Genomic DNA, 26,144 nt, shown 5'->3' on the forward strand with positions numbered 1-26,144 from the left:
CCTTCCGAGTGGCTGGGGGCGGACGAGTCGGCCTGTACGCCGGGCACAGTCGCCCTAGGGGCACTGAGCTGGTAAAACGTCCTCCGAAGGGCTCCGATCGCCATGCAATCGCCACACCCCCAGAGGCCGCCACACTCACTCGGCGTCGTCCTCGTCATCCGCCTCCACGGTAGCGGGAACGTCCACCTCGGCAGTCTCTTCGAAGAAGACTGTCTCAAGGGCCACGCGGTCACGGGCCGCCGCACCCTTCACCTGGTGGTGGTAGGTGCCCTTCAGCTCCTCGGTCGACGCATGGCCCATGTAGAGCTGCACTGTCGACTCCGGCACACCCTGATCGAGGGCGTGAGAGGCGAAGGTGTGGCGGAGGTCGTGGAAGCGGAAGTCCAGAGGCAGGCCCGCCTCTTCCAGTGCCTTCTTGAACGTCTTGTAGAAGGCATCTCGCCGGAACAGGTTGCCGCGAGACGAGCGGAAGAGCACGCGGTGCCCTTCGGGGGTGACGAGCACCGACTGAGTGTCCAGGTGCAGCAGGAGTGCCCGGTGCGCGAAGGCCGGTAGCGGGACCTCTCGCATGTGTGAGGTCTCGGTCTTGTTGTAGCCGACCAACTCAGCCCGAGACTGCACCTTGATGACCTGGCGGCGGACCGTGAGGGTGCCGGCCTCAAAGTCGATCGCATCCTCGCAGAGGCCCAGGGCTTCGCCGGAGCGCAGGCCGCAGCCGACACCCACCATGATCAGGGCCCGAGAGTGTTCGGGCATGGCCTTGTACAGTGCCCACACCTGCTCGCGCGTCGCGGGAACGATGCGCTTCTTCTGCACCTTCGGAAGATCAATGTCGACGCACGGAGAGTAGGGCAGGACCCGCTTCCGGACAGCGCTGTTGATGCACGCCCGGAACGTCTTGTAAATCAGGTGCACCGTGCGGGGCGCCAGACCCTTGGCTTTCAGCCCGTTGACCCACGCCTGTACGTCGGTTGGCTCGATGCGATGCAGCAGCACGCCGCCGAAGGTCGGCTGAATGTGCTTGCGGAGGTTGATCGCGCTCGGGCACATCAATCTCGATTCCTTCGCGCCGACCGAGAAGGGAGCGGAGGAGGACTGGAACGGCATCCTGGAGGCCCACCGCCTCATGACGCGCTTCCTGATCCGAGCCACCTACGGCGACGTGAACGACGCGGAGCAGGCTGGCCGGCTGGCGGCCAACCGTCGGATCGGCGTCGGCCACCTGGGCGTACAGGGCTTCCTGGCCAAGCGCGGGATTCGGTACTCGCGGGCACCCGAGAGCGACTTCCCGTTCGACCTGGAGCTGATGTCGGAGCACGTCCGCGATGAGGCTCGCTCGTACGCCTTCGAGCTCCGCATCTCGGAGCCGGTCAAGGTGACCACGGTGGCCCCGACGGGCACGATCGCCAAGCTCCCGGGCGTGTCCGAGGGCATCCACGCGATCTACTCCCGCTTCTTCGAGCGCCGCGTGCGCTTCAGCCTCGCCGACCCGGACCAGGCCGATACGGTCAACAAGGCGTTCGCCCAGGGCTTCGCCGTCGAGGAGTGCGTCTACGACAAGAGCGGGAACACCGCGGTCGTGGTCTACCCCACGAAGGACAAGCTCGTCGCCGAGGTCGAGGCGATGGGCTACCCCGCCGAGATCGTCGAGTCGCAGGACGAGCTCACCCTCGACCAGCTCCTCGCCTTCCAGGCGATGTACCAGGAGCACTACGCGGACAACGCGGTGAGCTTCACGGCCAACGTTCCCGAGGGCCTAGACCTGGACGAGACCGCGGCGACCATCAAGCGGTGGCTGCCGAAGCTCAAGGGCACGACCATCATGGTCGACGGCACGCGAGAGCAGGCGCCGTACACCCGGATCACGGCCGAGCAGTTCGCCCAGTACGAGCTGACCCGGATCGAGGACGGCACCGACGAGGAGTGCTCGACCGGAGCCTGCCCGGTCCGCTAAGCCGCTCGAACCTGCTTCACGCGGTACTTGAGCCAGTCGGAGCGGTGTCCCGCCCAGTACGGGGAGGTGCGTGCTCGTTGGGCCGGGACACGAGGTCACGGAGGGGCCAAGCAAGCTGGTCAGGTTCGCTTGGCCGGTTCGGCAAGCTCAACGGACGAAACCACAGACCTTGTCGGGCGGGCACGGCCTGCCACCGCTGGGAGGGTTGGTGAGCGCAATCAGGAAGAACACCGCCACCATCAGCAAAAAGCCGCCTATGGCGACCCACAACGCATTGCGGCCCCACCAAGCCGTCCTCTTCTCGCGCCAGGTGCGGCGAGCCGGGCCGGCCCCGTCGTGACGGTCACCCGTCATGATTCCCCCCAGGATTGCTCACTCTGTGGACACGAGTACCTGGGCTATTCCCACCTCTGCCCGACGGCATGCGGATCGCCCGGGGGTGAGTAGTAGCCGTACGGCGGTTAAACCCCCGAGGGGCGTCCGTCCACAGCCTGTGGACGGACGCCCCTCTTTCGTCGTGGTGGCCAAGCGCAACCTTGGCCGGACGATTCTCTCCCTGGAGATCGTGGTCTTCGGTCTGGTGCAGCTCGTCACGCAGCCGGCTGGCCAAGGGGGCACGGCGGCAGGGTCTCGCTGGTGGCGTTGAAGGTCCGGGGGCAGGAGACCGCGGCGATGGCCCGGTACTGCTGGCCCACCGTGTAGAAGCCCCAGACGACGTCACCGGGAAAGCGGGCGAGGGACTCCCGGGCGGCGTCCAGCCACGATGGCTCGTGCTGGTAGCCGTCGAGCGGCGGGTTCTCCTTGAGGCGCTCCTCCAGCCAGACGAGTACCTCCGCCGGATCGCTGGAGGTCAGCTTCATCTGCTCGGGGGACTTCCGGAGCCAGTGCATGACCTCCAAGGGCGGCGCCGATTCCAGCGGGTTCCGCCTCTGCTTGTCCTCGGGCCGACTCGTACCCGTCCAAAGGTAGGCATGCCAGTGGAGGCCCGGCCTGGTCCAGTGATCCATTGCACCTCTACTCTCGATGGAGGCGGCCCCTCCGCTCCCAATTGCGGTGGGAGCGAGGGGGCCGCTGTGGTTGTGTCGGTGTGTCAGAGGCTCAGGCCACGCTCACGCGCCCACTGGACGGCGAAGGTGTCGAGCTCGTCGCCGGACATCCGGATCTCGGGGCTGGTCTGGCCGACGCGGGTGAGCTTGTTGTCGGTCACCGCGAAGGCGTTCTCGACCAGCGCGGTGACCTCCATGCAGCCGTCCGTGCAGGCGCCGCCGCAGTAGGCGGTGGACTGCGCGTTCGGGTCGGCCTGGAGCTCGTAGATGCCGAGGTCGGGCATGGTTCTGCCTCCTTCGAACTGCCGGCGCGGAGACCGTCCCCGCACCGTACCCGCCCCATGAGGAGCGGGAGTTGAGACCCGCCGGGCGCGTGCTTCCTCGAACCCGGCGGGAGCTTGTCGGGCCTCAAGGGGCCTGGGCTGCCGGCACTCTCAGGTCGGCGTGGACCGTCTTGCCGAACGGGTCCGGGGTGGCGCCCCACAGGCCGCCGGTCAGCATGTCCACGAGGGCGAGGCCGCGGTGGCACTCGTCGTCGGCGCCTGCCCGCAGCAGGACCGGCATGGTCCGCGAGCCGTCTCGGACCGAGATTCGAATCAGGCCCTCGGTGCTGCGGCGGATCTTGACCACCATGTGCGTGTGGCAGCCGGTCTTGACGGCATTGCTGACGAGCTCGCTCGCGATCACCTCGGCGGCGTCAATGAGCCCGTCGAGGCCCCACTCGACCAGCTTCCGCCGCACCAGTCGACGGGCGGCGCCGGCGGATTCCGGCTGGTACTTGAGAGCGGCGGTGGCCGGGCTTCGTGACGGCGCTACGACAATGGCTGAAGTCATGTCATCTTCCCCCCGTCTCAAGGCGTTTGGTGACGCCTTAGACGTTAGGGAAGGGGGCGATTCGCCCTCCAGAAAGTTGCGAGTAGTTGCGCAGACGTCACCCGAGAGCGTCAATCGCGGCCGTGATCACCGCGCGCGCGTTCGGCCCGTACACGGCCATCTGAGACAGCTCGACGAAGGTCTTGGCGTACATGGCCACCTCGTGCGGCTGGGTGAGTTGGAGGTAGCCGGAGGCGAGCTCGACGGATGTCTGCGCGTCGTCGAACATGTAGAAGTCCTCGGCTGGCGAGCGGAGCCGCTCCTGCCGGAACGGGATCACCCCGAGGCTGACGGCCGGCAGGGTGCTGATGGTGATCAGGTGGCCGAGCTGTCCGGCCATGGCATCAGCGTCGCAGACACCGCCTCGCAGGACCGCTTCCTCGACGACGAGGGCGAAGGTGCGGCCACCGGAGAAGAGCATGCGCTGTCGCTCCATGCGGGCCTCTACGGCTGCCTCGACGTCGTCCAGGGTGCCTCGGGAGCGCTGCACAGCCTGTAGCACGGCGGTCGTGTACGCCTTCGTCTGGAGCATACCGGGCACGACACGGCTGGCGTAGACGCGGAAGGCGCTGGTGCGCTCGTAGAGCGGCAGGACGGACTCCTGGGCCTGGCGGAGGCCCGCCCGTTCCATGCGGCGCCACTCGACGTACATCGAGTCGACGGCCCGGGAGGAGGCGATGAGCTCGGCGATCTGGTCCTCGGCCCCGCATGCCTGGCACCAGGCTCGGATGTCTGCCTCGGACGGGGCGGCTTTGCCGTCCTGGATTCGGGACGTCTTTGCGGGGTGCCACCCGCAGCGCGCAGAGAGCTCCCGGCCGGTAATGCCGGCGTCCTTGCGGATGTCCTGGAGGCGGACGGCGAGCGCCTTACGTGCGGCGACGACGCTGGACGACGGGGTGTAGGCCATGACCGGGAGCTCTGTGCGGAGGCTGGGTGCGGTGATCAGACGGTGTACTGGCTGTGCGGGATCGCCCTATCCCAGACGGCTTCGAACGCCTCGGCGCACAGCTTCACGGCCGCCGGGTCCTCGGTCAGTTCGCCGCCGAGTGAGTCCCCATCGCCGGAGAAGTGGCCCCAGCGCAGGATCTTGCCGTCAAACAGCCAGAAGTCGTTGCCAGGCAGCGCGATGTTCGAGGCGTTCCGCCGGGGAAGCCAGCGGACCTGCTCGCCCGCCGCGACGTTGGGGAAGGTGACGTCGTACTCGTACCGGATGTACTCGCTCACCGGCTCGGAGACGATGCGGGCCCGGCGGACCTCGACGCCGCGGCTGGTGGCCTCGGCGATCACGTCGAGCCAGGGGCGCCACCAGGACTGCCTGTCATTCGGGTCGAGGCGGTGCCCGGCCTTCCAGGCGGCGAAGGCGGGATCATCCTGCATGTAGCCGTCGCGCATTTCGAGGTGCATCGCGGATCGCTGGGTGTTCCGCAGCAGCTCGTCAATCCTTGCCGCGCTCAGCGACATCGCACGCCTCCCTAATGGCCCGCGCCAGTCGAGCGGGCACCCGGACCACGGTCTCGTGGTCGGGAATGTTACCGACGGCCCTGCACTCGTCCTCGGTGGCCTGGTCGATCTTCCAGCCCTGGATGACGAGATCGGAAGTCTCCTCGTCCACCCAGATGGTCGGCGAGTCGCCGTCGGGCGAGTTCGGGTCCTTGGCGATGAACCGTAGCGACATGTTGTCCTCCCATGCCCAGAAGTTGCGAGAGCTTGCGCGCCTTGCGGCCCAACCCATCGTCGCCCCAACAAGCCTCGGCCGTCCTGGCTTTGCCGAGGTTGGGTTGCAGTCCGCGAACGCTCTCGGTCGTGTCAGGTCTGTGTCTGCCGCGCAGACACAGACCTTCTCCGCAGGAATGGGCCGCCGTCGGCCGGAAAGTGCACCGCAGTGCACAGATCTCGGTGCTTCTTTTGCCAAGGCCGGACAGTGATCGGGTCCGCCTGAGCGTGGTGCCGTTGGAGGAGGCCGGCGGCGGCCCCGACGTTTATGACGTCGGGCTGGTGACCGAATCGGCCCTCCAGTGAGTCGATGAACTTCCTCAGTGGGTGCGCCGCCTCGGGCTGGCTCCACATCAAGTCCGTAGCGATCTCGACCGTTCGCGCGTCGAACGGGTTGTGCTGGCTGTCGTACAGCTTGTGGCTGTCCGGACAGAGCAGGGTGACGTTCAGCAGTCGATGAAACCGTTGAGCGGCCACGTCAAGAGGCGCCATTGACTCGGGCCAACCCTCATCACGAACAACCCGCTTGGCGTCTGCCCAATCACGAATGTGGGCAATTTCCAACAGCAACTGCATGACCGGAGCGGTACCGTCGGCCGCCTGCGCCCTGTGCTTCTCTCGCTCTTGACGAAGGTGCGCGGTCTCCCGATCGCTGATGTTGTCGCCCAGCAGGCTAAGCAGTTCAGGGTTTCCTAGAACGCATCCGCTGAGGGGCTTCATCGCGGAGAGGGCACTCTCCAGGGGCGAAGGCATAGGAGGGCGGTCGTCAGCCATGGATACTCTCCTACCAGCTGACACTGACAGTCGAGGAGAACCCGATAGCCGATAGAGATCCACACTAAGCTGTGGCCGCGCGCACCCTGCTGCTCCTACCGTCGGGACCATGCCCACACAGCCTGAGCCGACCTCCGCCGACATCGCCCTGACCCCCATGCTGAAGCATGCGGCGGCAGAGACCGTCCTCGATTGCCTAAAGATTGCGGAGGACGCCTTCCCGGACCTTGCGACGGGAGCCGGCGCCCTGGCCGATGCAACCGCCATCCGGAAGGCCGCCACGAAGAACACCGAACTCTCTGGAAGGCTCGCCCTGCACCGGATCGCCCTCGGCATGGGTGAACTGACCTGGAACAGCGGGCGTGACTACCTGCGCGCCGCAGCCCACGACCTCACCCGGCATGACCCGGACCCGGTGTGGTCCACGACCTCGCTCGTACGCAGCGCGCTGGAGGCCGAGGCGGGGTTCGCGTACCTATTCCAGACCGAGAAGGACGTACGCAAGCGCCTCGGGCGGACGGCCTCCGTGCTGCTAACCGACGCACACTACGCCGGCCAGCTGGCAAAGACTCTAGGAGAGCCGGCGATCGGTTCGAACGGCCGCTACCAGCGCGGCTTGGATCGGATCTGCGATCACGCTGGCGCTCAGGTCGTGGAAGATCCGGAGAAGAAGGAGCGGAAGATCGAATTGGCCGGGGCGAAGGTCAGCGAGATGGTCATAGCGAACGTCATCACCGGGTTCTGGCCAAAGGACGCTGGGCATCCGTACACCCGGCTCTCCGGCGCGTCGCACAGCCGTCCGTGGGTGCTGGCCTCCGGCATCGCAGGCGGTCCCACGGTGGTCGACGTGCTGATCGTCAGCGGCTTGGTGCTCTCGACCTGGCTGCGCCTGGCCGGGAACTACGCGGGCGTGGATCTGACTCACGAGATGGAGCAGATCAGTGGGTACGTTGCCGGGACTATCACCGAAGCACTGGCTGGGGACTACTCCTAGACCTGCCCACTCGGCGCGATTGTCTTCGAGCAGTTCGGTCACCGAGTCCGCCACAAGGACCTGCCAGCGCTGGGCTCTCCAGGGTGTCGACTGGCCCCCTGATTGCCGACATCGGCCGGTCCTCACTTCCACACGATCGCCACACGGCACCGAGAAACAGGCCGAAAAAGGCCCGATCAGGCAGCAAGTGGGCCGACCTCGTCTCGACACGAAGAAGGCCCTCTTACCTGCGGAGATGCAGATCAGAGGGCCTTCCCTCAAGTGACCGACGGACGAGTCGACCTATACGCCGGGTTCTGTCTCCCGGGTTGCTTGCGCGGCCCGGGGAGGCGGCCATCCATCTAGGGCTGCCGTTGCCGACAGCCTCGTGCGGTCCACCCGCGGACTCGGGCGAGCAGCCCTCGAACATCCGCGCACGGGGCCCCGAGGGGCACCGATCTTGACCTTGCTCCAGGTGGGGTTTACCGAGCCGGCCGAGTCACCTCGGTCGCTGGTGGTCTCTTACACCACCGTTTCACCCTTACCCGCCGCCGAAGCGGTGGGCGGTCTGCTTTCTGTGGCACTGTCCCGCGGGTCACCCCGGGTGGGCGTTACCCACCACCCTGCTCTGTGGAGCCCGGACGTTCCTCGGCGGGCCCGTGTGGGACCCGTCGCGACCGCCCGGCCGGCTCGTCCGCCGTAATGGTCATCGTAGCCGCTCGGGGGCCGCCCCCGGCACACCGGCCCTGGCGGGGTCGAGCCGGGCCGCGACCCGGGCGGCGCTCGCCGCCGCCCGCGGGGTGGTGGTGGCCACGCCCAGGCCGACGACGGCGAGGCCGAGACCGGTGACGATCCACCAGCCGGCGTGGCTGGCCTCGGCGAAGCCGGTGGCGAGCGGTCCGACCAGGGCGGAGGTGGCCACCGTGCCGATCACCGCAACCCCGAGGGACTGGCCGACCGAGCGGCTGGTGGAGGCGACCGCGGCCGCCACCCCGGCCTGGGCGAGCGGCATGCCGGAGACCGCCGAGTTGGTGATCGGCGCGTTCACCAGGCCGAAGCCGAGCCCGAACAGCGCGTAGGCGCCGAGGACGATCGCCGGCGGGGAGTCCGCGGCGACGCGGGTCAGCAGCAGTCCGCTGGCGGCCAGCGCGACACCCGCGCAGACCAGCGGCAACCGGGGCCCGCGCCGCCCGACGATCCGTCCCGAGACCGGGGCGAAGACCAGCATCATGACCGCCATCGGCAGGGTGAACAGCCCCGCCTGGACGGGGTCGTACCCGCGGACCTCCTGCAGGTACAGCGCGTTGAGGAAGAGGAAGCCGCCGAGCGAGGCGAAGGCGCAGACGGCGGTCACGGTGGCACCGCTGAACGGCACGCTGGCGAAGAACCGCGGGTCGATCAGCGGCTCCCGCACCCGCGACTCCCACAGCGGCAGCAGGACGAGGGCGGTGAGCGCCGCCCCGGCCAGGGCGAGGATCAGCGGGGACGTCCAGCCGTGACCGGGTCCCTCGATGATCGCGGCCGTGCCGCAGCCGAGCAGCAGCAGCATCAGCAGCTGGCCGACCGGGTCGAGCCGGCGCGGCCTGGGCGACCGGGACTCCGGCACGTACCGCACGGTCAGCACGAAGGCGGCCAGGCCGACCGGGACGTTGACCAGGAAGATCGCCGGCCAGCCGGCGCTGTCCACCAGGAAGCCGCCGATCAGCGGGCCGAGCGCCATCGAGATGCCGACCACTCCGCCCCAGACGCCGATCGCCTGGGCGCGCTCCCGCGGGTCGGTGAACGTGTTGGTGATGATCGACATGGCGACCGGGTTGAGCATCGAGCCGCCGACCGCCTGCAGACTGCGGAAGGCGATCAGCCAGCCGAGGCCGGGGGCGAGGCTGCACAGCAGCGAGCCGAGGACGAAGACCAGCAGGCCGATCAGGAAGATCCGTCTGCGCCCGACCCGGTCGGCGACCGAGCCGGAGAGCATCAGCAGTGCGGCCAGCACCAGGGTGTAGGCGTCGATCACCCACTGCAGGCCGGAGGCGGGCGCCGCCAGGTCGTGCTGGATCGCCGGCAGCGCGACGTTCACCACGGTGGTGTCGAGGCTGACGATGAACAGGCTGAGGCAGCAGACGGCCAGCACGAGCAGGCGGCGCCGGCGGCCGCCGTCCGGGGCGTCGGCACGGGCGTCGGGGTCGCCGAAACCGGGACCGGGCGACGGCGGGAGGGGTCGGCTCAGGGACATCGGGGCGGCTCACACGGGTGCGAAGCGGACGGTACGGGTGGCGGGGTCGGCGCTGGTCAGGCGGACGCGGATGCGTTCGCCGAGCGGCAGCCCGGCCCCGTCGCCGTCGCACTTGGCCACGACGGCGGGCTCGGACAGCTGTACGGTGCCGCGGGTGGGGCGGTGCTCGTCCACGTCGATCACCACGGCGTCGAAGTCCTCCCCCTCGCGGCCGTTCAGCAGCTCGGCCTCGACGAGGTCCACGCAGGCCCGCTCCACCTCGTGGGCCCGCCGGTCACCGCGTTCCATCGCCCCGGGCACGCCGAGCAGTTCGTCGCGGACCCAGCCGGGCACCTCGGTGCCGCCGGCCACCGCCAGGCAGATCTCCTGGGCGTACCGGTCGGCGAGCCGGCGCAGCGGCGCGGTGCAGTGGCTGTACGGGGCGGCGAGCGCGGCGTGGCCCGGGTCGGCGGGCGGTGCGGCGCCCTGTGCCTCGTCGAAGGCGTGATAGCCGGCGCCGCGCAGCAGGCCGGTGCACTCCTCCAGGAAGGCGGCGTTGCGGGTGTCGGCCGGATCGAGGGAGCGGATCAGGTCGGGGTACGCCATGGTCCCGGGCCAGTCGACGCCCAGCGCGCGGGCGACCCGGTGGAGCCTGGCGTAGGCGGTCTCGGGGGCGGCGGGCAGGGTGCGGAGCAGGCCGATCCCGGCGTCCAGCATGAGGTCGGCGGCGGCCATGCCGGTGAGCAGGGAGATCTGGGCGTTCCAGCCGTCCGCCGGGCGGGGCGAGCGGTAGGCCAGGCGGTAGCCGCCGTCGGCCGGTTCGACCTCCTGCTCGGGGACGGGGAGGCTGATCCCGCCGCGGGCGGCCTCCTGCTGCTCCCGCAGCCGTCCGATCTCGGCGAGGAGCAGGAGCTGCTCGTCCGCGGTGCCGGCGTCGACCGCCTCCTGGGCGCCCGCGTAGTCGAGTCTGCGGTGGGAGCGGACCTGGGCGCGGCGGACGTCGGCGAGGACCACGGCGCCGTCCGCGTCGAGGTCGATCTGCCACAGCACCGCGGGGCGCAGCCGGCCGGGGAGCAGGCTGGCGGCGTCCTCGGACAGCCGGGGCGGGTGGAGCGGCACCCGGGTGTCGGGGAAGTAGAGGGTCTGCACCCGGCGGTGGGCCTCGGCGTCGACCGCGCCACCGGGTGCGACGAACGCGGCGACGTCGGCGATGGCGTAGTGCACGCGGTAGCCGCCGTCGCGGCGGGCCAGGTGCATCGCCTGGTCGAGGTCGCGGGAGTCCGGCGGGTCCAGGGTGAACAGTTCGAGGTCGGTGGCGTCCGCATCGGGGAGCCGGGGGACGGCGGCCGCGCGGTCGGCCTCGGCGAGCACCTCGGCAGGCCATTCGGTGCGGATCTCCAGCCGGCTGCGCAGATCGGCGAGCTCGGTGTTGATCCGGGCGGTGTCGGCGGTGCGGACACTCAGTTGTCGGCGCGGCATGATCGCAGCGTAAGGGCGGGACCGGGCCCGGGCCCGTCGGGCGCGTCCCCCCGGTGGTCGGAGGCGGTGAGGCCGCGTGGCGGGGAGTTGACGACCGGTCTCCGGACGGGCCGGTGCGACCGCTGTGAGTGGTGCGGGCCGGGGTGCGGGCGGCCACCCGGGCGCCAGTACAGTGGCGGGGACGTCTGCCACAAAGTGTTGAGGAGTGCCGCCGTGCTGGTCCTGTTGCCGCCCTCGGAGGGCAAGGCCGCGTCGGCGGAGGGCGCACCCGTCGAGCTGGACGGGCTCTCGCTGCCCGGCCTGACCTCGGCGCGGCGGGCCGTGCTCGACGCCCTGGTCGGGCTCTGCCGCGGGGACGAGGACACGGCGGCCGAGGTGCTCGGGCTGTCCAAGGGGCTGCGGGGCGAGATCGCCCGCAACGCCGGGCTGCCGGAGGCCGGGGCCCTGCCCGCCGGCGAGGTGTACACCGGGGTGCTGTTCGACAACCTCGGCCTGGCCAAGCTCGACGAGGAGGCGTACCGGCGGGCGGAGCGCTCGCTGCTGGTCTTCTCCGGGCTGTGGGGCGCCGTACGGATCGGCGACCGGATTCCGCCGTACCGCTGCTCGATGGGGGTGAAGCTGCCGCCGCTCGGCGCCCTCGGCACGTACTGGCGGGCCGCCACCGGAAGCGTCCTGCCGGAGGCCGCCGGGGACGGGCTGGTGCTGGACCTGCGGAGTTCGGCGTACGCCGCCGCGTGGAAGCCCGCGGGGGAGGTCGCTGCGCGGACGGCGACCGTGCGGGTGCTGCACGAGCGGATGGTCGACGGGGAGCCGAAGCGGTCGGTGGTCAGCCACTTCAACAAGGCCACCAAGGGCCGGCTGGTGCGCGACCTGCTGAACGCGGGCGCCGACCCGGCGGGCCCGGGCGACCTCGTGGACGCCCTCACCGCGCTGGGCTACCGCGTCGAGGTCTCCGCCCGCGGCACGGCCCGCCGGCCCTGGCAGCTCGACGTCGTGGTGAACGAGATCCACTAGCAGGCCGGGTCAACCGCACAGGGGCGCGTGGGGGCACCTCCCGCGCCCCTGTGTGGTTGACCCACGCCCTGACAGGAGCTACCGCAGGTGGCTGGTGTCGTTGAGGAGGCGGAGGGAGGCGTTGCCGTCGGTGTAGTACTGGACGGCGCAGAGGGAGGCGGCGGACAGCTCCATGCGGTAGACGGCGTCGGGCGGGGCGCCGAGGGCGAGCCGGACGAGGGTCTTGATGGGGCTGACGTGGGAGACCACGAGGACGGTCCGGCCGGGATGGCGGGCGAGGATCTTGTCGCGGGCGACGCCGGTGCGGTGGGCGAGGCCGGCGAAGCTCTCGCTGCTGCCGGTGGGCTTGGCCTTGGCGGAGCCGAGCCAGGCGTTCAGGTCGTCCGGGTACTGCTCCTGGACCTCGCCGAAGGTGAGGCCCTCCCAGGCGCCGAAGTCGAGCTCCCGCAGGCCGTCCTCCAGCCGGACGTCGAGGCCGAGCCGCCGGGCGACGGCCTCGGCGGTCTCCCGGGTGCGCCGCATCGGGGAGCTGACGACGGCCTGGACCGTGCCGCGGGCGGCGAGCGCCTCGGCGACCCGTTCGGCCTGCCAGCGGCCCTTCTCGGAGAGTTCGGGGTCGGTGCCGCCGCTGCCGGAGAAGCGCTTCTGCGGGGTGAGGGCGGTCTCGCCGTGCCGGAGCAGGACGAAGGTGGTGGGGGTGCCGAGGTCCGCGGGGGCGGCCCAGCCGGCCCGCGGGGCGGCGGGTTCGGGCAGTGCCTCCTCCACCGGGGCGGCGGGGGCCGGGCGGGCCTTGGGCTCCCACTGGCGGCCGGCCCGGCCGGCGTCCATGGCCTCGTTGGCGAGCCGGTCGGCGTCCTTGTTCCGCTCGCGGGGGATCCAGGTGTAGGCGACCCGGCCGCGCGGGAAGACGGTGCGGGCCTCGGCGGCCAGCGGCTGCATGTCGGGGTGCTTGATCTTCCAGCGGCCGGACATCTGCTCGACGACCAGCTTGGAGTCCATCCGGACGTCGACGGAGGCGTCCGGGTCGAGTCCGTGGGCGGCCCGCAGGCCGGCGATCAGCCCGCGGTACTCGGCGACGTTGTTGGTGGCGTGCCCGATGAACTCGGCGGCCTCGGCGATGATCGCCCCGGACTGGGCGTCCCGGACCACCGCGCCGTAGCCGGCCGGCCCCGGGTTGCCCCGGGAGCCGCCGTCGGCCTCGACGATGAACCTGCGGCCGGCCACGGGCTCAGACGCCCGACTCGGCGGTGCGGACCAGGATGCGGCCGCAGTTCTCGCAGCGGACGACCGCGTCGGCGGGCTCGGCCTTGATGGCGTTGAGGTCGGTGATGGCGAACTCGACCCGGCAGCCCTCGCAGCGGCGCTGCTGCAGACGGGCCGCGCCGACGCCGCCCTGCTGCTCGCGCAGGCGGGTGTAGAGCTTGAGCAGGTCGGCGGGGATGACCTTGGCGACGGCCTCGCGGTCGCGGGTGGTCTTCTCGACCTCGGCGTCGATCTCGGCCCAGGCGGCGTTGCGGCGCTCCTCGGCCTCCTTGAGGACGACCTCGGAGTGCTGCAGACGGGCCGTCAGCTCGGTGACCCGGCCCTGGGCGGACTCCAGGCGCTCCATGACCTCGAGGACGACGTCCTCCAGGTCGGACTGGCGCTTGGCGAGCGAGCCGATCTCGTGCTGGAGGTTCTCCAGGTCCTTGGGCGAGGTGACGGTGCCGGAGTCCATCCGCTGCTGGTTGCGGGCGGCACGGGCGCGGACCTGCTCGACGTCCTGCTCGGCCTTGGTCTGCTCGCGGGTGGTGTCGGAGAGCTGGGCCTGGGCGGCGACGACCAGGTCCTTGAGGGCGGTGTGGTCGGCGCCGGCCTTCTCGATCTCGGCGAGCTCGGGCAGGGTGCGGCGCCGGTGGGCCAGCTGGTCCAGGCGGGAGTCGATGGCCTGCAGGTCGAGCAGGCGGATCTGGTCGGCGGGCGCGGCGTTCAAGCGGGAAGCTCCTGTGTGGAATCGATCAGGTGTCAGGCGGTGTACGGCATGGGGGCGTGCCCCGTCCACGGGTCGGTGACCACGGTGGAGACCTTGGTCTCCAGCTGCCAGCCGTGCTTGCCGGCCGCCTCGGTCAGGGACCGGGCGGCGAGGTCCAGCCAGGGCCACTCGGTGGCCCAGTGTGCGGCGTCGACGAGGGCGACCGGCGCGGCCTCGGACGCCTCGGATGCGGGGTGGTGGCGCAGGTCGGCGGTGACGTACGCGTCGACGCCGGCGGCGCGGACCTCGGCGAAGAAGGAGTCGCCCGAGCCGCCGCAGACGGCGACCCGGGAGATCGTCCGCTCCGGGTCGCCGGAGACGCGGACGCCGGTGGCGGTGGCGGGCAGCCCGGCGGCGACCTGGGCGGCGAAGGCGGCGAGGGTCATCGGCTCGGGCAGGACGCCGATCCGGCCGCCGCCGCGGCGGCCCGCGGGGTCGGTGGGGTCGGGCACCAGCGGGCCGGTGACGCGCAGGCCGACCGCCTCGGCGAGGGCGTCGGAGACGCCGGGGTCGGCGTGGTCGGCGTTGGTGTGCGCGACGTGCAGCGCGATGCCCTGCCGGATCAGCGTGTGCACCACCCGGCCCTTGAAGGTGGTGGCGGCGACGCTGGTGGTGCCGCGCAGGTAGAGGGGGTGGTGGGTGACGACCAGGTCGGCGCCCCACGCGACGGCCTCGTCGACCACGGCCTGCACCGGGTCGACGGCGAAGAGGACGCGCCCGACCTCGGCGTCCGGGTCGCCGCAGACCAGGCCGACGGCGTCCCAGGACTCCGCCCACTGCGGCGGGTACAGCTCTTCGAGCGCGGTGATCACGTCGGACAGATTCGGCACCTGTCGAGACTACCGCGCCCGGCGGGCGCGCCGTTCCGCGCCGTTCCGAGCGCGGCCCGTACAGCTGCGCGTCAACCCGCGCGCGACGGTGCGCGGTCCGCGGCGGCCGCCGGAGGAGGAGCGCTCCGCGGCCGGCGCGCTCCGGCACGGTAGGCCGCGATCCGGTCGCACACCGGCGGCCGCGAACGACCGGAATGGGATCTGGATCACCCTTATGAGTGAAGTGACCCGGGCTGCGTTGAGTCACACCGACCACGAAAGTAACTTCAGTTCCGCGAACGAGAGTTGCCCTGACCTGGGGGGTCGGGAAGGGGCGCCGTCGATCGGCCCGGGCCGGGCGAGTGGCCCGGGGCGGTCCGGCGGAGGGCGGCTCTCGTCACTTCCAGGACGACCGGGCCGCGGTGCCGGAGCAGTGGGCAGCCGCGGCGTCGACACGAAGGGGTGTGAAGCGATGGGGGCGGGCACACCGCTGCGTTCGGCCTCGGTGGCGGGGCCGGTCGGTGAGGGGCCGGATGCGGACGGCACCGCACTGGAGGTCGTGCGGACGGCCGCGGCCGGTGCGCAGGGGCGGGGAGGCGAGGGCGGCCGGGCGGCCGCCGTCGAGAGCCCCCGGCGCAGCGCCCGGCCGTCCGCAACGGCGTACCGCACCGCGGTGCGACGCAGGCCGGCAGAGGGCGAACTCCCCGGTGGTGCACGGGATTTCTCCGCGTCAGCGGTCGACCCCTTCGAGGGGAGGGGGTCGGCCGGCCGGCCGGCCGGCGAACGGGAGCGGTTATCCGCCCGCCTGACCCGTGCCGGGCTGGCCGCACCACCTGGCCTGCCGGCGGGCTCCGCCGGGCTGCCGCTGGGCCGCTGGGTCCTCGACCGGCTGCGCCGCGACGGCGATCCCGGGGTCGCCTGGCCCGCGGCCCGACCGGTCGCCCGCGACCTCGTCGAGCTGCTCGCACGGGTGCACGGGCTGGGGCTCGCGCTGCGCGACCTCTCCCCCGCCCAGGTGCGCGTCCGGCCGGACGGCGCCCTGTGGCTCGCCGGTCCGCAGCCGTACCCGGCCCCGGCGGCCGGGGCCGCGGTGCTGCGCCGCGGCGGGTACGGCGACGACCGGCACGCGCTCGGCGGGCTGCTGTTCCTGCTGGCCGCCGGCCACGACCCGCTGCTCGCCGAGGAGTTCCCGGAGGCCCGGGCCGCCGCCCCCGCACCGCTGCCCGCCGAGGCCCGGCTGCGCCGCTGGCTGGCGCTGGCCGCCCGCAGCGGCGAGACCGCCCGCAGGCTCGCCCCGCTCGTCCTCGGCCTGCGCGCCGAGGCACCCGCCGACCGCTGGTCCCTCGACCGCGCGGCGGCCGCCCTCGCCGATCCGGCACCGCCCGGCGCCTGACCGCTGCCGACCGCGCCGAACGCCCCGCCCCCGCACGGACCAGGAGTGCCGCCGATGAGCACCGCCGCCCCCACCGCCGCCCGGGCGCTGCGCCGGTTCGGCTTCACCTTCGCCCCCGACGGCTCGCACGCCGCCTGCCTGGCCGCCGGCCCGGACGGCGGCTGGTACGCGGAGAGCTGGCGACTGCCCGCCGACGGCGGCCCCGCCGAGACCGGCCCGCTGGCCCTGCCCGGCGGCCGCACCGAGAACCTCCGCTCGCAGCTGGTCGCCCTGCCCGACGGCCGGGTGCTGGTCTGCCGCCACGACGGCGAGCGCCACGACCTCGTCCTGCTCTCCCCCGGCGCCGCCGAGCGCGAGCAGCAGCTGGCCCGGCTGTGGATGCCCGGCCTGCGGCTGCTGCCCGCACCGGCCGGCGGCGCGATCGCGCTCGGCACCGACCAGCGCCCGGTCACCACGGTCTGGCGGATCGCCGCCGACGGTTCACCGCCCGCCCCGGCCGCCGAACTCCCCGGCCTGTACGGCGGCGGCGTCTGGCTGGACGACGCCGGCCGGCTGCTCGCCCTGGACAGGGTGGTCGACGGATCGGTGCGCACCGTCGTCCTGGACCTCGAACTCGGCGCCGTCACACCGCTGCTGGAGATCGCCGAGGGCAGCAACGACCGGCTGCTGCTGTTCGACCCGGCGAGCGGCTTCGGGATGGTCCGCAGCGACGCCGCGGGAGCCGACCGGCTCGGCTGGGCCGTGCTCGGCGGCACCGACCCCGTCCGCTTCCCGGACTGCCTGCACCTGCCCGGCACCCTGCTGCGCCCGATCGCGCTCGCCCCCGGCGGCGCGGCGGAGCCGCGGGTCGTCCTGCAGCTCGACCACGGCGCCGCGTCCGCGCTCGCCCTCTGGCAACCCGCGGCCGGCCGGCTCGACCGGCTGCCCGCCCCGCCCGGCCGCTTCGGCGAGACCGGCCACTGGTCGGCGGGCGGCCTGCGCATCCCGTACTCGGCACCGGACCGCCCGGCCGCGCTGGCCACCCTCGACGTGGACACCTTGCTGGCCTCCCTCGCAGGCGGCGCCCCGGGGGCCGTCCCGCCGCCGCTGCCGCTGCAGCTCGCCCCGCTCGCCGCCGGCGCGGTGCCGGAGGCGCCGCCCGGTGCCGGCACCGGGGAGCACCCGGGCTGGCGGGTGGACGGCTCGGCCGAGCCCGGCGACGGCGGCCACTGGCAGGGCGCCAGGATCGTCCACCTCGGCGGCCCGGCCGGGACGGTCGAGGCCGTGGTGTACGGCGGCGACGGCTGGCTCGCCGCCCCCCACCTGGTGCTGGCGCTGCACGGCGGCCCGGCCGACGCCTGGCGGCTGGAGTTCGACCCGGCCCTGCAGCGGATCGCCGCCCAGGGCACCGCCGTGGTCGCCCCCAACCAGCGCGGCTCCACCGGCTACGGGCCGGAGCACGAGGCGGCGGTGCACGGCGCCTGGGGCGGTCCCGACCTCGACGACGTCCTCCACCTGCTGGACGGCCTGGCCGAGCAGCGGGCCGCACTCGGCCTGGAGCCGCCCGCACTGTTCGGGGTGAGCTACGGCGCCTTCCTCGCCCTGCTCGCCGCCGCCCACGCCCCTGCCGGGCACCTGGCCCGGTGTGCGGTGGTGGCGCCGTTCCTCTCCGGCGCGCGGCTGCTCGCCGAGTCCGCGGAGCCCGTCCGGGCGATGTGCGCGCGGCTCGGCGGGGACGCCGAACCCGGCGACGGCCGCGGCCCGCGGGACGTGCTGCAGCTCGCCGACCGGATCACCGCACCGCTGCTGGTCCTGCACGGCGACCGGGACGAGGTGGTGCCGGTCGGGCAGTCCCGCACCCTCCGCCACGAGCTGCTGCGGCTCGGCCGCGCCGAGGGCTCCGACTTCCGCTACGTCGAGGCCGCCGGGGCCGGCCACGAGCTGCTCACCGAGGAGGGCGCAGCCGTCCTGCACGAACTGCTGGCCGGCTTCCTCCGGACGGGCCGCCCGGCGTAGCGGCCGCGGCGCCCCGGGGGCCGCCCCCGGCCGGTGTCCCGGCCCGTGGACGGGGGGATTGGCGTCTGCTGTGCGCGGGCAGTGACCGTCCAGATAGGCTCCTGTGCGATGCGGCCGCCGCGGCGGCCCCGGCCCGGGTGCCGAACGCCCCGGGCGGCCTGCCGCCCTGCGCCCGTCCAGACGACGCTGCATCCGCAGCACCGCACCGCACGGAGAAGACAGAACCTGATGTCCGAAACCCTCACCGACACCACCGAGCACGACCGCACCGCGCCCGGCGCCGACGAGGCCATGACCGAGGACAGCGCGCACGGACGCCACCGCGGCAGGACGGCCCCGGACGACCGCGCCGACGCCGACCCGCACGGCCGGCACCGCCGCTGACCGTCCGCCCGCTCACCGGCGGCCCGGGGCACCCGCCCCGGGCCGCCGGTGTGTTCTCCCGGCCTACATCGCCCGGCCTCAGTCGAGGGTGATCACCGTGCGCAGCGCCTCGCCGCTGCGCATCTGTGCGATCGCCTCGTTCACGTCGGCGAGCGGTACCCGGTGGGTGACCAGGGCGGCCAGGTCGAGGCGGCCGGCCCGCCAGTGGTCGACGACGGTGGCGGCGGTGCGGGCGACGTCGCCGCCGCCGTAGAGCGAGGACAGCACCTGCTTCTCGTTGAAGAACAGCTCGCCGAGGCTGAAGGAGACCCGGTCGTCGCGGGCGCCCGCGCCGACCACCACGACGGCGCCGCCGCGCCGAACCGCGTCGTAGCCGGCGCGGACGGTCTCCGAGCGGCCGACCGCCTCCACCACGTAGTCGTAGCCGCCGAGGGCGAGGCCCTTGGCGGCGGCCTTCAGCTCCTCGGGGGCGATCGCGTCGGTCGCGCCGAGCGCCAGTGCCCGCTCGCGGCGGGAGACGACCGGGTCGACCACGGTGATCCGGGCGGCGCCGCTGATCCGGGCGGCCTGGACGGCGGCGGCGCCGACCCCGCCGGCGCCGAGCACGGCCACGGTCGAGCCGGTCTCGACGCGCGCCGTGTTCACCACGGCGCCGAAGCCGGTGGTGACCCCGCAGCCGACCAGGGCGGCCAGCTCGAAGGGCAGGTCCTCGGGCATCCGCAGGACGGCGTCGGCGGCGACCACCGTCTCCTCGGCGAAGCTGCCGGTGCTGTAGAAGCCGTACGCGGGCGTGCCGGGCCCGAAACGGAAGGCGGGCACGGACAGCCGCTTGAGGCTGGCGGTGCACAGGTGGGTCTCGCCGTGCCGGCAGTGCGGGCAGCTGCCGCAGGGCGGCATCCAGCAGAGCACCACGCGGTCGCCCGGGGCGAGGCCGGTGACGCCCTCGCCGACCTCGGTGATCTCGCCGGCGCCCTCGTGGCCGGGCACGAACGGCGCCGGCTGCGGCAGCACCCCGCTCATCGCGGACAGGTCGGAGTGGCAGAGCCCGGCCGCCCGCAGCCGGACCCGGACGGTTCCCGGCCCGACCGGGACCGTCTCCACGTCGTCGCGGACCTCCAGCTCGTCCTGTCCGGTCTCGTGCAGGATCGCTGCGCGCATGGGTGCTCCCGTTCCCCTCGTGTGGCGGCCGTTCCCGGCGACGAGCGTACGGGCGGCCGGGCCGCGCGGGGCCGTCGGCCTGCGACCGGGCCCGCGGACCCGGCCTTCGGACCTGGGCGGCGGCCGGGTCCGTACCGTCGGGTAGGGTCCCCTGCACCGTTCCGTCCGGCCCAGCAGGGAGCAGCAGCATGACCGACCGCCACGACGTGCCCGGTACGGACCGCCCGGTGCCCGGGCCCGAGGTGCTGAAGGCCTTCGAGTCGGCGACCGGCTTCATGCCGGTGGACGAGGGGCTGGCGCTGTACGCGGCGGCCGTGGAGGCCGCGGAGCGCACCGGGCTGCCGGTGCTGGAGATCGGCACGTACTGCGGCCGCTCGGCGGTGCTGCTGGCCGATGCGGCCCGCCGGACGGGCACGGTGGCGCTCACCGTGGACCACCACCGCGGTTCGGAGGAGCAGCAGCCGGGCTGGGAGTACCACGACCCGACGCTGGTCGACCCGGAGGTCGGCCGGATGGACACCCTGCCGTCGTTCCGCCGCACGCTGTTCCACGCGGGGCTGGAGGACCACGTGGTGGCGCTGGTGGGCCGCTCGCCGCAGATCGCCGCGCTGTGGGGCGGCCGGCTGGCGCTGGTGTTCATCGACGGCGGGCACACCGACGAGCACGCCACGGGCGACTACGAGGGCTGGGCGCCGCACCTGGCCGAGGACGGCCTGCTGGTGGTGCACGACGTCTTCCCGGACCCGGAGGACGGCGGCCAGGCGCCGTACCGGGTCTACCTGCGGGCCCTGGACGAGGGCTTCGAGGAGGTCTCGGTGACCGGTTCGCTGCGGGTGCTGCGGCGCACCGCCCGCTGACCGGGCCGGACGGGCCCGCGGGCACGATCGCGGGCCTTCCTCCGTCGTACGACACGGGCGGCACCCGCCGGGTGCCGTGCCGCGGCGTACCTCCGGTCTGTACGGTGTGCGGCAGCAGTCGAACGGCTGGGGCACGGCGCGGCGGGTACGACGCGACAACGCAGCGGGCGAGGGCAGGGGAATGACGGATCAGGACAACACGCCGCCGGCGGTCTGGGACCCGACCGCGCGCGGCGGTGCCGGCGGCTGGGTGCGGCGCAGGGCCGTGCCCGAGGGCAGCCCGCCCCCGGCTGCTCCTCCCGCACCCTCGGCGGCCGCGCCGTCGGGCTTCCCGCCGCAGGCGCAGGGCTTCCCCCCGCAGGGCGTGCCGCCGCGCTGGGTCGCGGCGGAGGACGAGCAGTCGACCGCGCTGCTGCCGCCGGTGCCCACCAGGGGCGTCGGCGATGCCGGGCCGCCGCTCGGTGCCCGCCCGTACGTCTCCGGGCCGCCCGGCTTCCCGCCGCAGGTCCCGCCGCCCGGTTTCCCGCCGCAGGCCGGTGCGCAGGCACAGGGCTTTCCCCCGCGGCCGCAGGGCTTCCCGCCGCAGGGCGCGGCCCCGTTCGACGGTGCCGCCCGCCCGCCGTTCCCGGGCTTCGACCCGTCGCAGGCCCCGGCGCGCCCGCTCGGCGCCCCGGCCCCGGCGTACGAGGACCTCGACGAGGAGGAGCCGCCCCGCAACCGGACGCCGCTGCTGATCGCCGCGGGTGTGGCGCTGGTCCTGCTGATCGGGGTCGGCGTGGTGTGGGCGGTGCAGAACTCCGACAGCGGCAGGAAGCCGTCCACGGCGGCCCCGGCCGGCACCGCCCTGCCCGCGCCGCAGGGCGGCGCCGGTGGCGGCGCCTCCGCGCCGGCGGGCAGCGCGTCCGCGGCGGCCTCGCCGAGCGGCAGTGCGAGCGCCGGTGCCGGGGCGGAGGGCCAGGCCAAGGCACTGGACGCGCTGCTGGCCCGCGGGGAGAGCGCCAAGGCGCCGATCGGCAGCGCGGTCGCCAAGGTGACCAGCTGCCCCGACAAGTCCGAGGTCGAGAGCGCCGCGCAGGTCTTCGACGACGGGGCCGTGCAGCGCGACAAGCTGGTCGCGGACCTCGGCAAGCTGGACCTCGGCGACCTGCCGGGCGGCGCCGAGGCCGCGCAGACCCTGAAGACCGCCTGGCAGACGTCCGGGGACATCGACCGCGCGTACGCGGCCTGGGCACGTACTGTTGCCGCCCAGGGCTGCTCCGGCAGCACCGCCCCCAACACCGCCGACAAGAAGCGCGCCAACGACCTCAATCCGCAGGCCACCCAGTCCAAGAAGGACTTCGTGGCGAAATGGAACGCCATCGCGAAGACCTACGGTCTGACCGAGCGCACCTGGGACAGGATCTGAACCACCCGTGACCGGCACCGCCAGCGACACCCAGTACCCCGAGCGCCCCCGCCGCGCCCGCCGCCTCGGCATCGCCGTGCTCGTCTGCACGGTGCCCGCGCTCTGCGCGGGCGGCTGGTTCGGCTGGCAGGCGCTGGCCGACGGCGCCCGGCCGTCCGCCGCACCGCCGTCCGCCGCCGGGTCGCCGGCCGAGCCGACGGCGGCGTTCCCGGAGCCCGCCGGGCCGGCCCCGGCCTCCTCGGCGGCGGCGCCGAGCCCGTCCGCGCCGACCGGCTCCGGCCCGCTGAACGGCCGCACCGTGCTGCTGGACCCGGGGCACAACCCGGGCAACGCCAAGCACACCTCCGAGATCAACCGGCAGGTGGACATCGGCAACGCCCGCAAGGAGTGCGACACCACCGGCACCTCGACGAACGCGGGATACAGCGAGGCCCAGTTCACCCTGGACGTGGCGCACCGGGCCCGGGAGATCCTGCGGCAGCGGGGCGCGAGCGTGGTGCTCACCCAGGACGGCGACCGGCCGTTCGGCCCGTGCATCGACGAACGGGCCCGGATCGGCAACGAGGCGAAGGCGGACGCCGCCGTGTCGGTGCACGCCGACGGCGCCCCGGCCGGTGCCCACGGCTTCCACGTGATCATGCCGGGGAAGGTGGCCGCCGGTCCGGCCGACACCACGGCGATCGTCGACCCCTCGCACCGGCTCGGCGAGCTGCTGCGCGACCGGTTCCAGCAGGCGACCGGGCAGGCGTACTCCGACTACATCGGCAAGCAGGGCCTGGACACCCGCACGGACCTGGGCGGCCTCAACCTGTCGCGGGTGCCGAAGGTGTTCATCGAGTGCGGGAACATGCGCCACTCCGAAGACGCCCAGCACATGACGGACCCGCAGTGGCGACAGAAGGCCGCCGAGGGCATCGCCGAGGCGGTGACCGCCTTCCTCGCCGCCGGCTCCTGACGGCGGGCACCCGCCCGAGCGCGAGGGCGACACCCGCCCCGAGCCGAAGGGCCCGCCGGTGCCGAAAGCGAGGAGCGAGGGAGCGAAGACCGCCCCGAGCCGAAGGGCCCGCCGGTGCCGAAAGCGAGGAGCGAGGGAGCGCAGCGACGGAGCGACGACCGTCGGCACCGGATCAGGAGGGCCCGGAGGTGAGGGGCGACAGTACCCTGCGCTGACCTGGAGTCACGGGCGATTTCGCCACGAAATCGGGGGTATACCCGGGGCGCTGTGCACAGCGCCCGACCAGGGCCCTAGGCTCTTGGCAGTCCGGGGACATCCCGTACGGTCAGCCGACCGCCCCGACACGCAGTCCACGACACACCAACGAGGGGAACGTTAGTGAATCTGCGCGCTCTCACGCGGGGAGACGCCGCCGTCGCAGGTGCGGCCGTACTGCTCTTCATCGCGTCCTTCCTGCCCTACCTGTCCGCAGAGTTCTGCATCGCCGGCCGGTGCACCTCGGACACCCAGAACGCCTGGAAGGCCGCGCTCTTCCCGATCCTGCCGTCGGCGTTCCTGCTCGGCATCGTCGCGGCCGCGCTGATCCTGGTGCACCGCCTGCAGGGCGAGGCCTCGGCCACCCGCCAGGTGCTCGGCCTGCGCCTGGACCAGTGGGGCACCGCGCTGGCGGTCGCCAACTTCTGGACGGCGCTGTGGGCGCTCGGCGGCGCCGGCGAGAACGTGGACCACGGCTTCGGCGCCTGGCTCGGCCTGCTGGCCGCGCTGGTGCTGGCCGGTGCCGCGGCCGCGGGCCCGCTGGTGCCCGCGCTGCAGGCGCCGCTGCTGTCGGACAAGCCGGCCGCGCCGGCCCCGCAGGCCTTCCAGGGCTTCCCGCAGAGCGCGGGCCAGCCGGGCCAGCCCGGCCAGTACGGCTACCCGCAGGCCGGCGGCCAGCCGGGCGCCGCGCAGGCGCCGTTCGGCGCCGAGCCGCAGCCGGGCGGCTACGGCTACCCGGCGGCCCAGGGCGGCCACCCGCAGCCCCAGCCGGTGCAGGACGCCCACGCCGCCCCGGCGGCGCCGTTCCAGCCGTTCTGGTTCGCGGTGCCGGCCGTCCGCCAGCTGGTGGGCAAGGACAACCCGGCGGGCCCGCCGGTCGGCGAGCTCGTCCCGGGCACCTGGTACCTGGCGGTCGAGCAGCGCGGTGCGGCGCTGGTGGCGCAGCTGCCGGACGGCTCGCACGGCCTGCTGAACGACACCTCCGGCATCCAGCGCGGCTGACGGAGACGCAACGCCGGAGGGGCGGTACCCGGTCCGGGTACCGCCCCTCCGGCGTTGCGTTCCGGGGTCAGCAGCAGTCGTTGACGACCAGGCCGGCGGGCAGGCCCTCGCCGCCGAAGACGGCGACGGTGGCGTGGTCCCCGCCGAGGGCCGCGACGGCGAGCAGCAGGGCGCCGGCCGTCCAGGTGGTGCGCTCCTCGGGCCAGATGGCGTCGTCCTCGAAGACGTAGCCCGTCCAGTAGGAGCCGTCGGTGTGCCGCAGGTGCTGGATCCAGCGGAGGATCTCCACCGCGCGGTCGGACTGGCCCACCGCCCAGAGGGCGAGGGCGAGTTCGGCGCTCTCGCCGCCGGTGACCCAGGGCCGGTCGCTGACGCAGCGCACGCCGAGCTCCGGGACGACGAAGCGGTCCCAGTCGCGGGCGAGCCGCTGCTCGGCGGCGTCGCCGCGCAGCGCGGTGCCGAGGACGGGGTAGTACCAGTCCATCGAGTAGCGGTCCTTGTCGAGGAACCGCTCCGGGTGGTGGGCGATCGCGTGGCGGAGCCGTCCGGCGGCCAACTCCCAGTCGGGCTGGGGCTCTTCGAGGTGGTCGGCGATGGCGAGACCGCACCGCAGGGCGTGCAGGATCGAGGAGGAGCCGGTGAGCAGGGCCTCGTCGGGGGCGGTGCCGTCCTCGTCCTGGCGCCAGGCGATCGGGCCGCCGGGCAGCCGCAGTCCGACGGTGAAGTCGAGCGCGCGCCGGACGGTGGGCCAGATCCATTCCAGGAAGGTGTCGTCGCCGGTGGCCAGGTGGTGGTGCCAGGCGCCGACGGCGACGTAGGCGCAGAAGTTGGTCTCCTTGGCGGTGTTGGTGACCTCGCCGTCGGGGCCGCCGTGGCCGTAGGAGTAGCCGGCGTACCAGGAGCCGTCCGGGTTCTGGTGGTCGACGAGCCAGCGGTAGGCGGCCTCGGCGGCGGCGTGCTCGCCCGCGGTGTCGAGGGCCATGGCGGCCTCGGTGTGGTCCCACGGGTCGAGGTGCCCGCCGTGGAACCACGGGATCGCGCCGTCGGCCTGCTGGTCGGCGAGGATCGAGCGGACGGTGGCGACGGCCTGCTCGGCGTCGAGGACGCCGTCGAGCAGCAGCGCCTCGGGGACGGCCGCGGTCACTTGCCGGCCCGGTGCGGCTTGGAGGCGTACACCACGAAGCTCTTGCCGATGACCGGGTTGAGCGCCTTCTCGGCGGCCTTGGTGAGCTTGCCGATCACCGGGGTGCCGACGATGTCCCAGACCAGCAGCTGGTGGTAGGCGCGGACGGGCAGCGCCTTGTCGTTGTTGACGCCGACCGCGCACTTGATCCACCAGTACGGCGAGTGCAGGGCGTGGGCGTGGTGGGTGCCGTAGGGCTCCAGGCCGGCCTCGCGGACCTTGTCGACGAGTTCGTCGCCGCGGTAGATGCGGATGTGGCCGCCCTCGACCTCGTGGTACTCGTCGGAGAGCGCCCAGCAGATCTTCTCCGGCAGGTACCGGGGCACGGTGACGGCGAGCAGGCCACCGGGCTTGAGGACGCGGACCATCTCGGCGAGGACGCCCTTGTCGTCCGGGATGTGCTCCATCACCTCGGAGATGATGATCCGGTCGAAGGTGTCGTCGTCGAAGGGCAGGTTGAGCGCGTCGCCCTCCATGGCCACCGCGGAGGAGCCCGCGGGGGCCTCGCCGGCCTGCTCCATCGCCGCGAACCACTTGCGGACCTCGGCGATCTCGTCGCCGTTCTGGTCCAGGGCGACGACGTTCGCGCCGCGCCGGTAGGCCTCGAAGGCGTGCCGGCCCCCGCCGCAGCCCAGGTCGAGCACCCGGTCGCCGGGGGCGAGCGGGAAGCGGGAGAAATCGACGGTCAGCACTGCGGGG

The 26,144-nt window shown here is 73.3% G+C and carries 26 protein-coding genes and 1 other RNA gene; 10 read left to right on the top strand and 17 right to left on the bottom strand.

Going from position 1 to position 26,144, the window contains the following annotated elements; genetic code table 11:
- Positions 1-135: 135 nt before the first annotated feature.
- On the bottom strand, positions 136-1,050 hold the full coding sequence (locus AB0M03_RS22490; RefSeq protein WP_363493548.1) for a tyrosine-type recombinase/integrase: 915 nt from the start codon (positions 1,048-1,050) through the stop codon (positions 136-138).
- Here AB0M03_RS22490 and AB0M03_RS22495 point away from each other — a divergent pair.
- Positions 1,031-1,954 (top strand): hypothetical protein, encoded by a 924-nt coding sequence (locus AB0M03_RS22495; protein WP_363493549.1) that lies wholly within the window; start codon positions 1,031-1,033, stop codon positions 1,952-1,954. The two genes, AB0M03_RS22490 and AB0M03_RS22495, sit on opposite strands and share 20 nt — an antisense overlap.
- A 590-nt stretch (positions 1,955-2,544) precedes the next feature.
- Here the strand turns inward: AB0M03_RS22495 and AB0M03_RS22500 are convergent.
- From AB0M03_RS22500 to AB0M03_RS22530, 7 genes are all read right to left on the bottom strand, one after another.
- Positions 2,545-2,844, bottom strand: coding sequence for a hypothetical protein (locus tag AB0M03_RS22500; protein ID WP_363493551.1), 300 nt, complete (start codon positions 2,842-2,844; stop codon positions 2,545-2,547).
- A 200-nt stretch (positions 2,845-3,044) separates the two neighbouring features.
- Entirely contained in the window at positions 3,045-3,284 is a 240-nt protein-coding gene (locus tag AB0M03_RS22505) for a DUF397 domain-containing protein (protein ID WP_363493553.1), read from the bottom strand.
- Between the two features lie 124 nt (positions 3,285-3,408).
- Positions 3,409-3,834, bottom strand: coding sequence for an ATP-binding protein (locus AB0M03_RS22510; RefSeq protein ID WP_363493555.1), 426 nt, complete (start codon positions 3,832-3,834; stop codon positions 3,409-3,411).
- 97 nt (positions 3,835-3,931) lie between these two features.
- Positions 3,932-4,780, bottom strand: coding sequence for a helix-turn-helix transcriptional regulator (locus AB0M03_RS22515; RefSeq protein ID WP_363493557.1), 849 nt, complete (start codon positions 4,778-4,780; stop codon positions 3,932-3,934).
- 35 nt (positions 4,781-4,815) lie between these two features.
- Positions 4,816-5,334 carry a DUF6879 family protein gene (locus AB0M03_RS22520; protein ID WP_363493559.1) on the bottom strand — a complete coding sequence of 173 codons (519 nt, stop codon included), beginning with the start codon at positions 5,332-5,334 and terminating at the stop codon, positions 4,816-4,818.
- A complete protein-coding gene (locus AB0M03_RS22525) occupies positions 5,309-5,548 on the bottom strand; it encodes a hypothetical protein (RefSeq protein WP_363493560.1) in 240 nt (79 codons plus the stop codon). Before AB0M03_RS22525 ends, AB0M03_RS22520 begins: the two co-directional genes overlap by 26 nt.
- A gap of 131 nt (positions 5,549-5,679) precedes the next feature.
- Positions 5,680-6,360 (bottom strand): HNH endonuclease, encoded by a 681-nt coding sequence (locus AB0M03_RS22530; protein WP_363493562.1) that lies wholly within the window; start codon positions 6,358-6,360, stop codon positions 5,680-5,682.
- Positions 6,361-6,469: 109 nt separating this feature from the next.
- Between AB0M03_RS22530 and AB0M03_RS22535 the strand changes: the two genes are divergently transcribed.
- Positions 6,470-7,354 (top strand): hypothetical protein, encoded by an 885-nt coding sequence (locus tag AB0M03_RS22535; protein ID WP_363493565.1) that lies wholly within the window; start codon positions 6,470-6,472, stop codon positions 7,352-7,354.
- Positions 7,355-7,623: 269 nt separating this feature from the next.
- On the opposite strand, the gene rnpB is transcribed toward AB0M03_RS22535, so the two are convergent.
- From rnpB to AB0M03_RS22550, 3 genes are all read right to left on the bottom strand, one after another.
- An RNA gene (gene rnpB / locus AB0M03_RS22540) (RNase P RNA component class A) lies at positions 7,624-8,026 on the bottom strand.
- A gap of 13 nt (positions 8,027-8,039) precedes the next feature.
- Positions 8,040-9,566 carry an MFS transporter gene (locus tag AB0M03_RS22545; RefSeq protein WP_363493567.1) on the bottom strand — a complete coding sequence of 509 codons (1,527 nt, stop codon included), beginning with the start codon at positions 9,564-9,566 and terminating at the stop codon, positions 8,040-8,042.
- Positions 9,567-9,575: 9 nt separating this feature from the next.
- Entirely contained in the window at positions 9,576-11,024 is a 1,449-nt protein-coding gene (locus tag AB0M03_RS22550) for an RNB domain-containing ribonuclease (protein ID WP_363493569.1), read from the bottom strand.
- Positions 11,025-11,237: 213 nt separating this feature from the next.
- Here AB0M03_RS22550 and yaaA point away from each other — a divergent pair, with 213 nt between their 5' ends.
- A complete protein-coding gene (gene yaaA / locus AB0M03_RS22555; RefSeq protein WP_363493571.1) occupies positions 11,238-12,038 on the top strand; it encodes a peroxide stress protein YaaA in 801 nt (266 codons plus the stop codon).
- A gap of 78 nt (positions 12,039-12,116) precedes the next feature.
- On the opposite strand, the gene AB0M03_RS22560 is transcribed toward yaaA, so the two are convergent.
- From AB0M03_RS22560 to AB0M03_RS22570, 3 genes are read right to left on the bottom strand one after another with little or no spacing between them, the layout of a single operon-like run.
- Positions 12,117-13,262 (bottom strand): bifunctional RNase H/acid phosphatase, encoded by a 1,146-nt coding sequence (locus AB0M03_RS22560; protein WP_363493572.1) that lies wholly within the window; start codon positions 13,260-13,262, stop codon positions 12,117-12,119.
- A 4-nt stretch (positions 13,263-13,266) separates the two neighbouring features.
- A complete protein-coding gene (locus AB0M03_RS22565) occupies positions 13,267-14,010 on the bottom strand; it encodes a C4-type zinc ribbon domain-containing protein (RefSeq protein WP_363493574.1) in 744 nt (247 codons plus the stop codon).
- 32 nt (positions 14,011-14,042) lie between these two features.
- Entirely contained in the window at positions 14,043-14,879 is an 837-nt protein-coding gene (locus AB0M03_RS22570) for a Nif3-like dinuclear metal center hexameric protein (protein ID WP_363493577.1), read from the bottom strand.
- 451 nt (positions 14,880-15,330) lie between these two features.
- On the opposite strand from AB0M03_RS22570, the gene AB0M03_RS22575 reads away from it, so the two are divergent.
- From AB0M03_RS22575 to AB0M03_RS22585, 3 genes are all read left to right on the top strand, one after another.
- A complete protein-coding gene (locus AB0M03_RS22575; protein ID WP_363493579.1) occupies positions 15,331-16,251 on the top strand; it encodes a hypothetical protein in 921 nt (306 codons plus the stop codon).
- 54 nt (positions 16,252-16,305) lie between these two features.
- Complete coding sequence (locus tag AB0M03_RS22580; protein ID WP_363493581.1) at positions 16,306-18,246, top strand: alpha/beta fold hydrolase; 1,941 nt, start codon at positions 16,306-16,308, stop codon at positions 18,244-18,246.
- 228 nt (positions 18,247-18,474) lie between these two features.
- On the top strand, positions 18,475-18,630 hold the full coding sequence (locus AB0M03_RS22585) for a hypothetical protein (protein ID WP_363493583.1): 156 nt from the start codon (positions 18,475-18,477) through the stop codon (positions 18,628-18,630).
- A 78-nt stretch (positions 18,631-18,708) separates the two neighbouring features.
- Here the strand turns inward: AB0M03_RS22585 and AB0M03_RS22590 are convergent, their stop codons facing one another.
- On the bottom strand, positions 18,709-19,788 hold the full coding sequence (locus tag AB0M03_RS22590) for an alcohol dehydrogenase catalytic domain-containing protein (RefSeq protein WP_363493585.1): 1,080 nt from the start codon (positions 19,786-19,788) through the stop codon (positions 18,709-18,711).
- Between the two features lie 188 nt (positions 19,789-19,976).
- Between AB0M03_RS22590 and AB0M03_RS22595 the strand changes: the two genes are divergently transcribed.
- From AB0M03_RS22595 to AB0M03_RS22610, 4 genes are all read left to right on the top strand, one after another.
- Positions 19,977-20,645 carry a class I SAM-dependent methyltransferase gene (locus AB0M03_RS22595; RefSeq protein WP_363493587.1) on the top strand — a complete coding sequence of 223 codons (669 nt, stop codon included), beginning with the start codon at positions 19,977-19,979 and terminating at the stop codon, positions 20,643-20,645.
- Between the two features lie 181 nt (positions 20,646-20,826).
- Positions 20,827-22,050: a hypothetical protein gene (locus AB0M03_RS22600; protein ID WP_363493589.1), complete on the top strand. Its 1,224-nt coding sequence runs from the start codon at positions 20,827-20,829 to the stop codon at positions 22,048-22,050.
- Between the two features lie 7 nt (positions 22,051-22,057).
- Complete coding sequence (locus AB0M03_RS22605) at positions 22,058-23,005, top strand: N-acetylmuramoyl-L-alanine amidase (RefSeq protein WP_363493591.1); 948 nt, start codon at positions 22,058-22,060, stop codon at positions 23,003-23,005.
- A gap of 378 nt (positions 23,006-23,383) precedes the next feature.
- Complete coding sequence (locus AB0M03_RS22610; RefSeq protein ID WP_363493593.1) at positions 23,384-24,262, top strand: hypothetical protein; 879 nt, start codon at positions 23,384-23,386, stop codon at positions 24,260-24,262.
- A gap of 67 nt (positions 24,263-24,329) precedes the next feature.
- On the opposite strand, the gene AB0M03_RS22615 is transcribed toward AB0M03_RS22610, so the two are convergent.
- On the bottom strand, positions 24,330-25,406 hold the full coding sequence (locus tag AB0M03_RS22615; protein WP_363493595.1) for a prenyltransferase: 1,077 nt from the start codon (positions 25,404-25,406) through the stop codon (positions 24,330-24,332).
- Complete coding sequence (locus AB0M03_RS22620; protein WP_363493597.1) at positions 25,403-26,137, bottom strand: class I SAM-dependent methyltransferase; 735 nt, start codon at positions 26,135-26,137, stop codon at positions 25,403-25,405. Before AB0M03_RS22620 ends, AB0M03_RS22615 begins: the two co-directional genes overlap by 4 nt.
- Positions 26,138-26,144 lie beyond the last annotated feature (7 nt).

This window comes from Kitasatospora sp. NPDC051914 (genome assembly GCF_040680995.1).
GTDB lineage: Bacteria > Actinomycetota > Actinomycetes > Streptomycetales > Streptomycetaceae > Kitasatospora.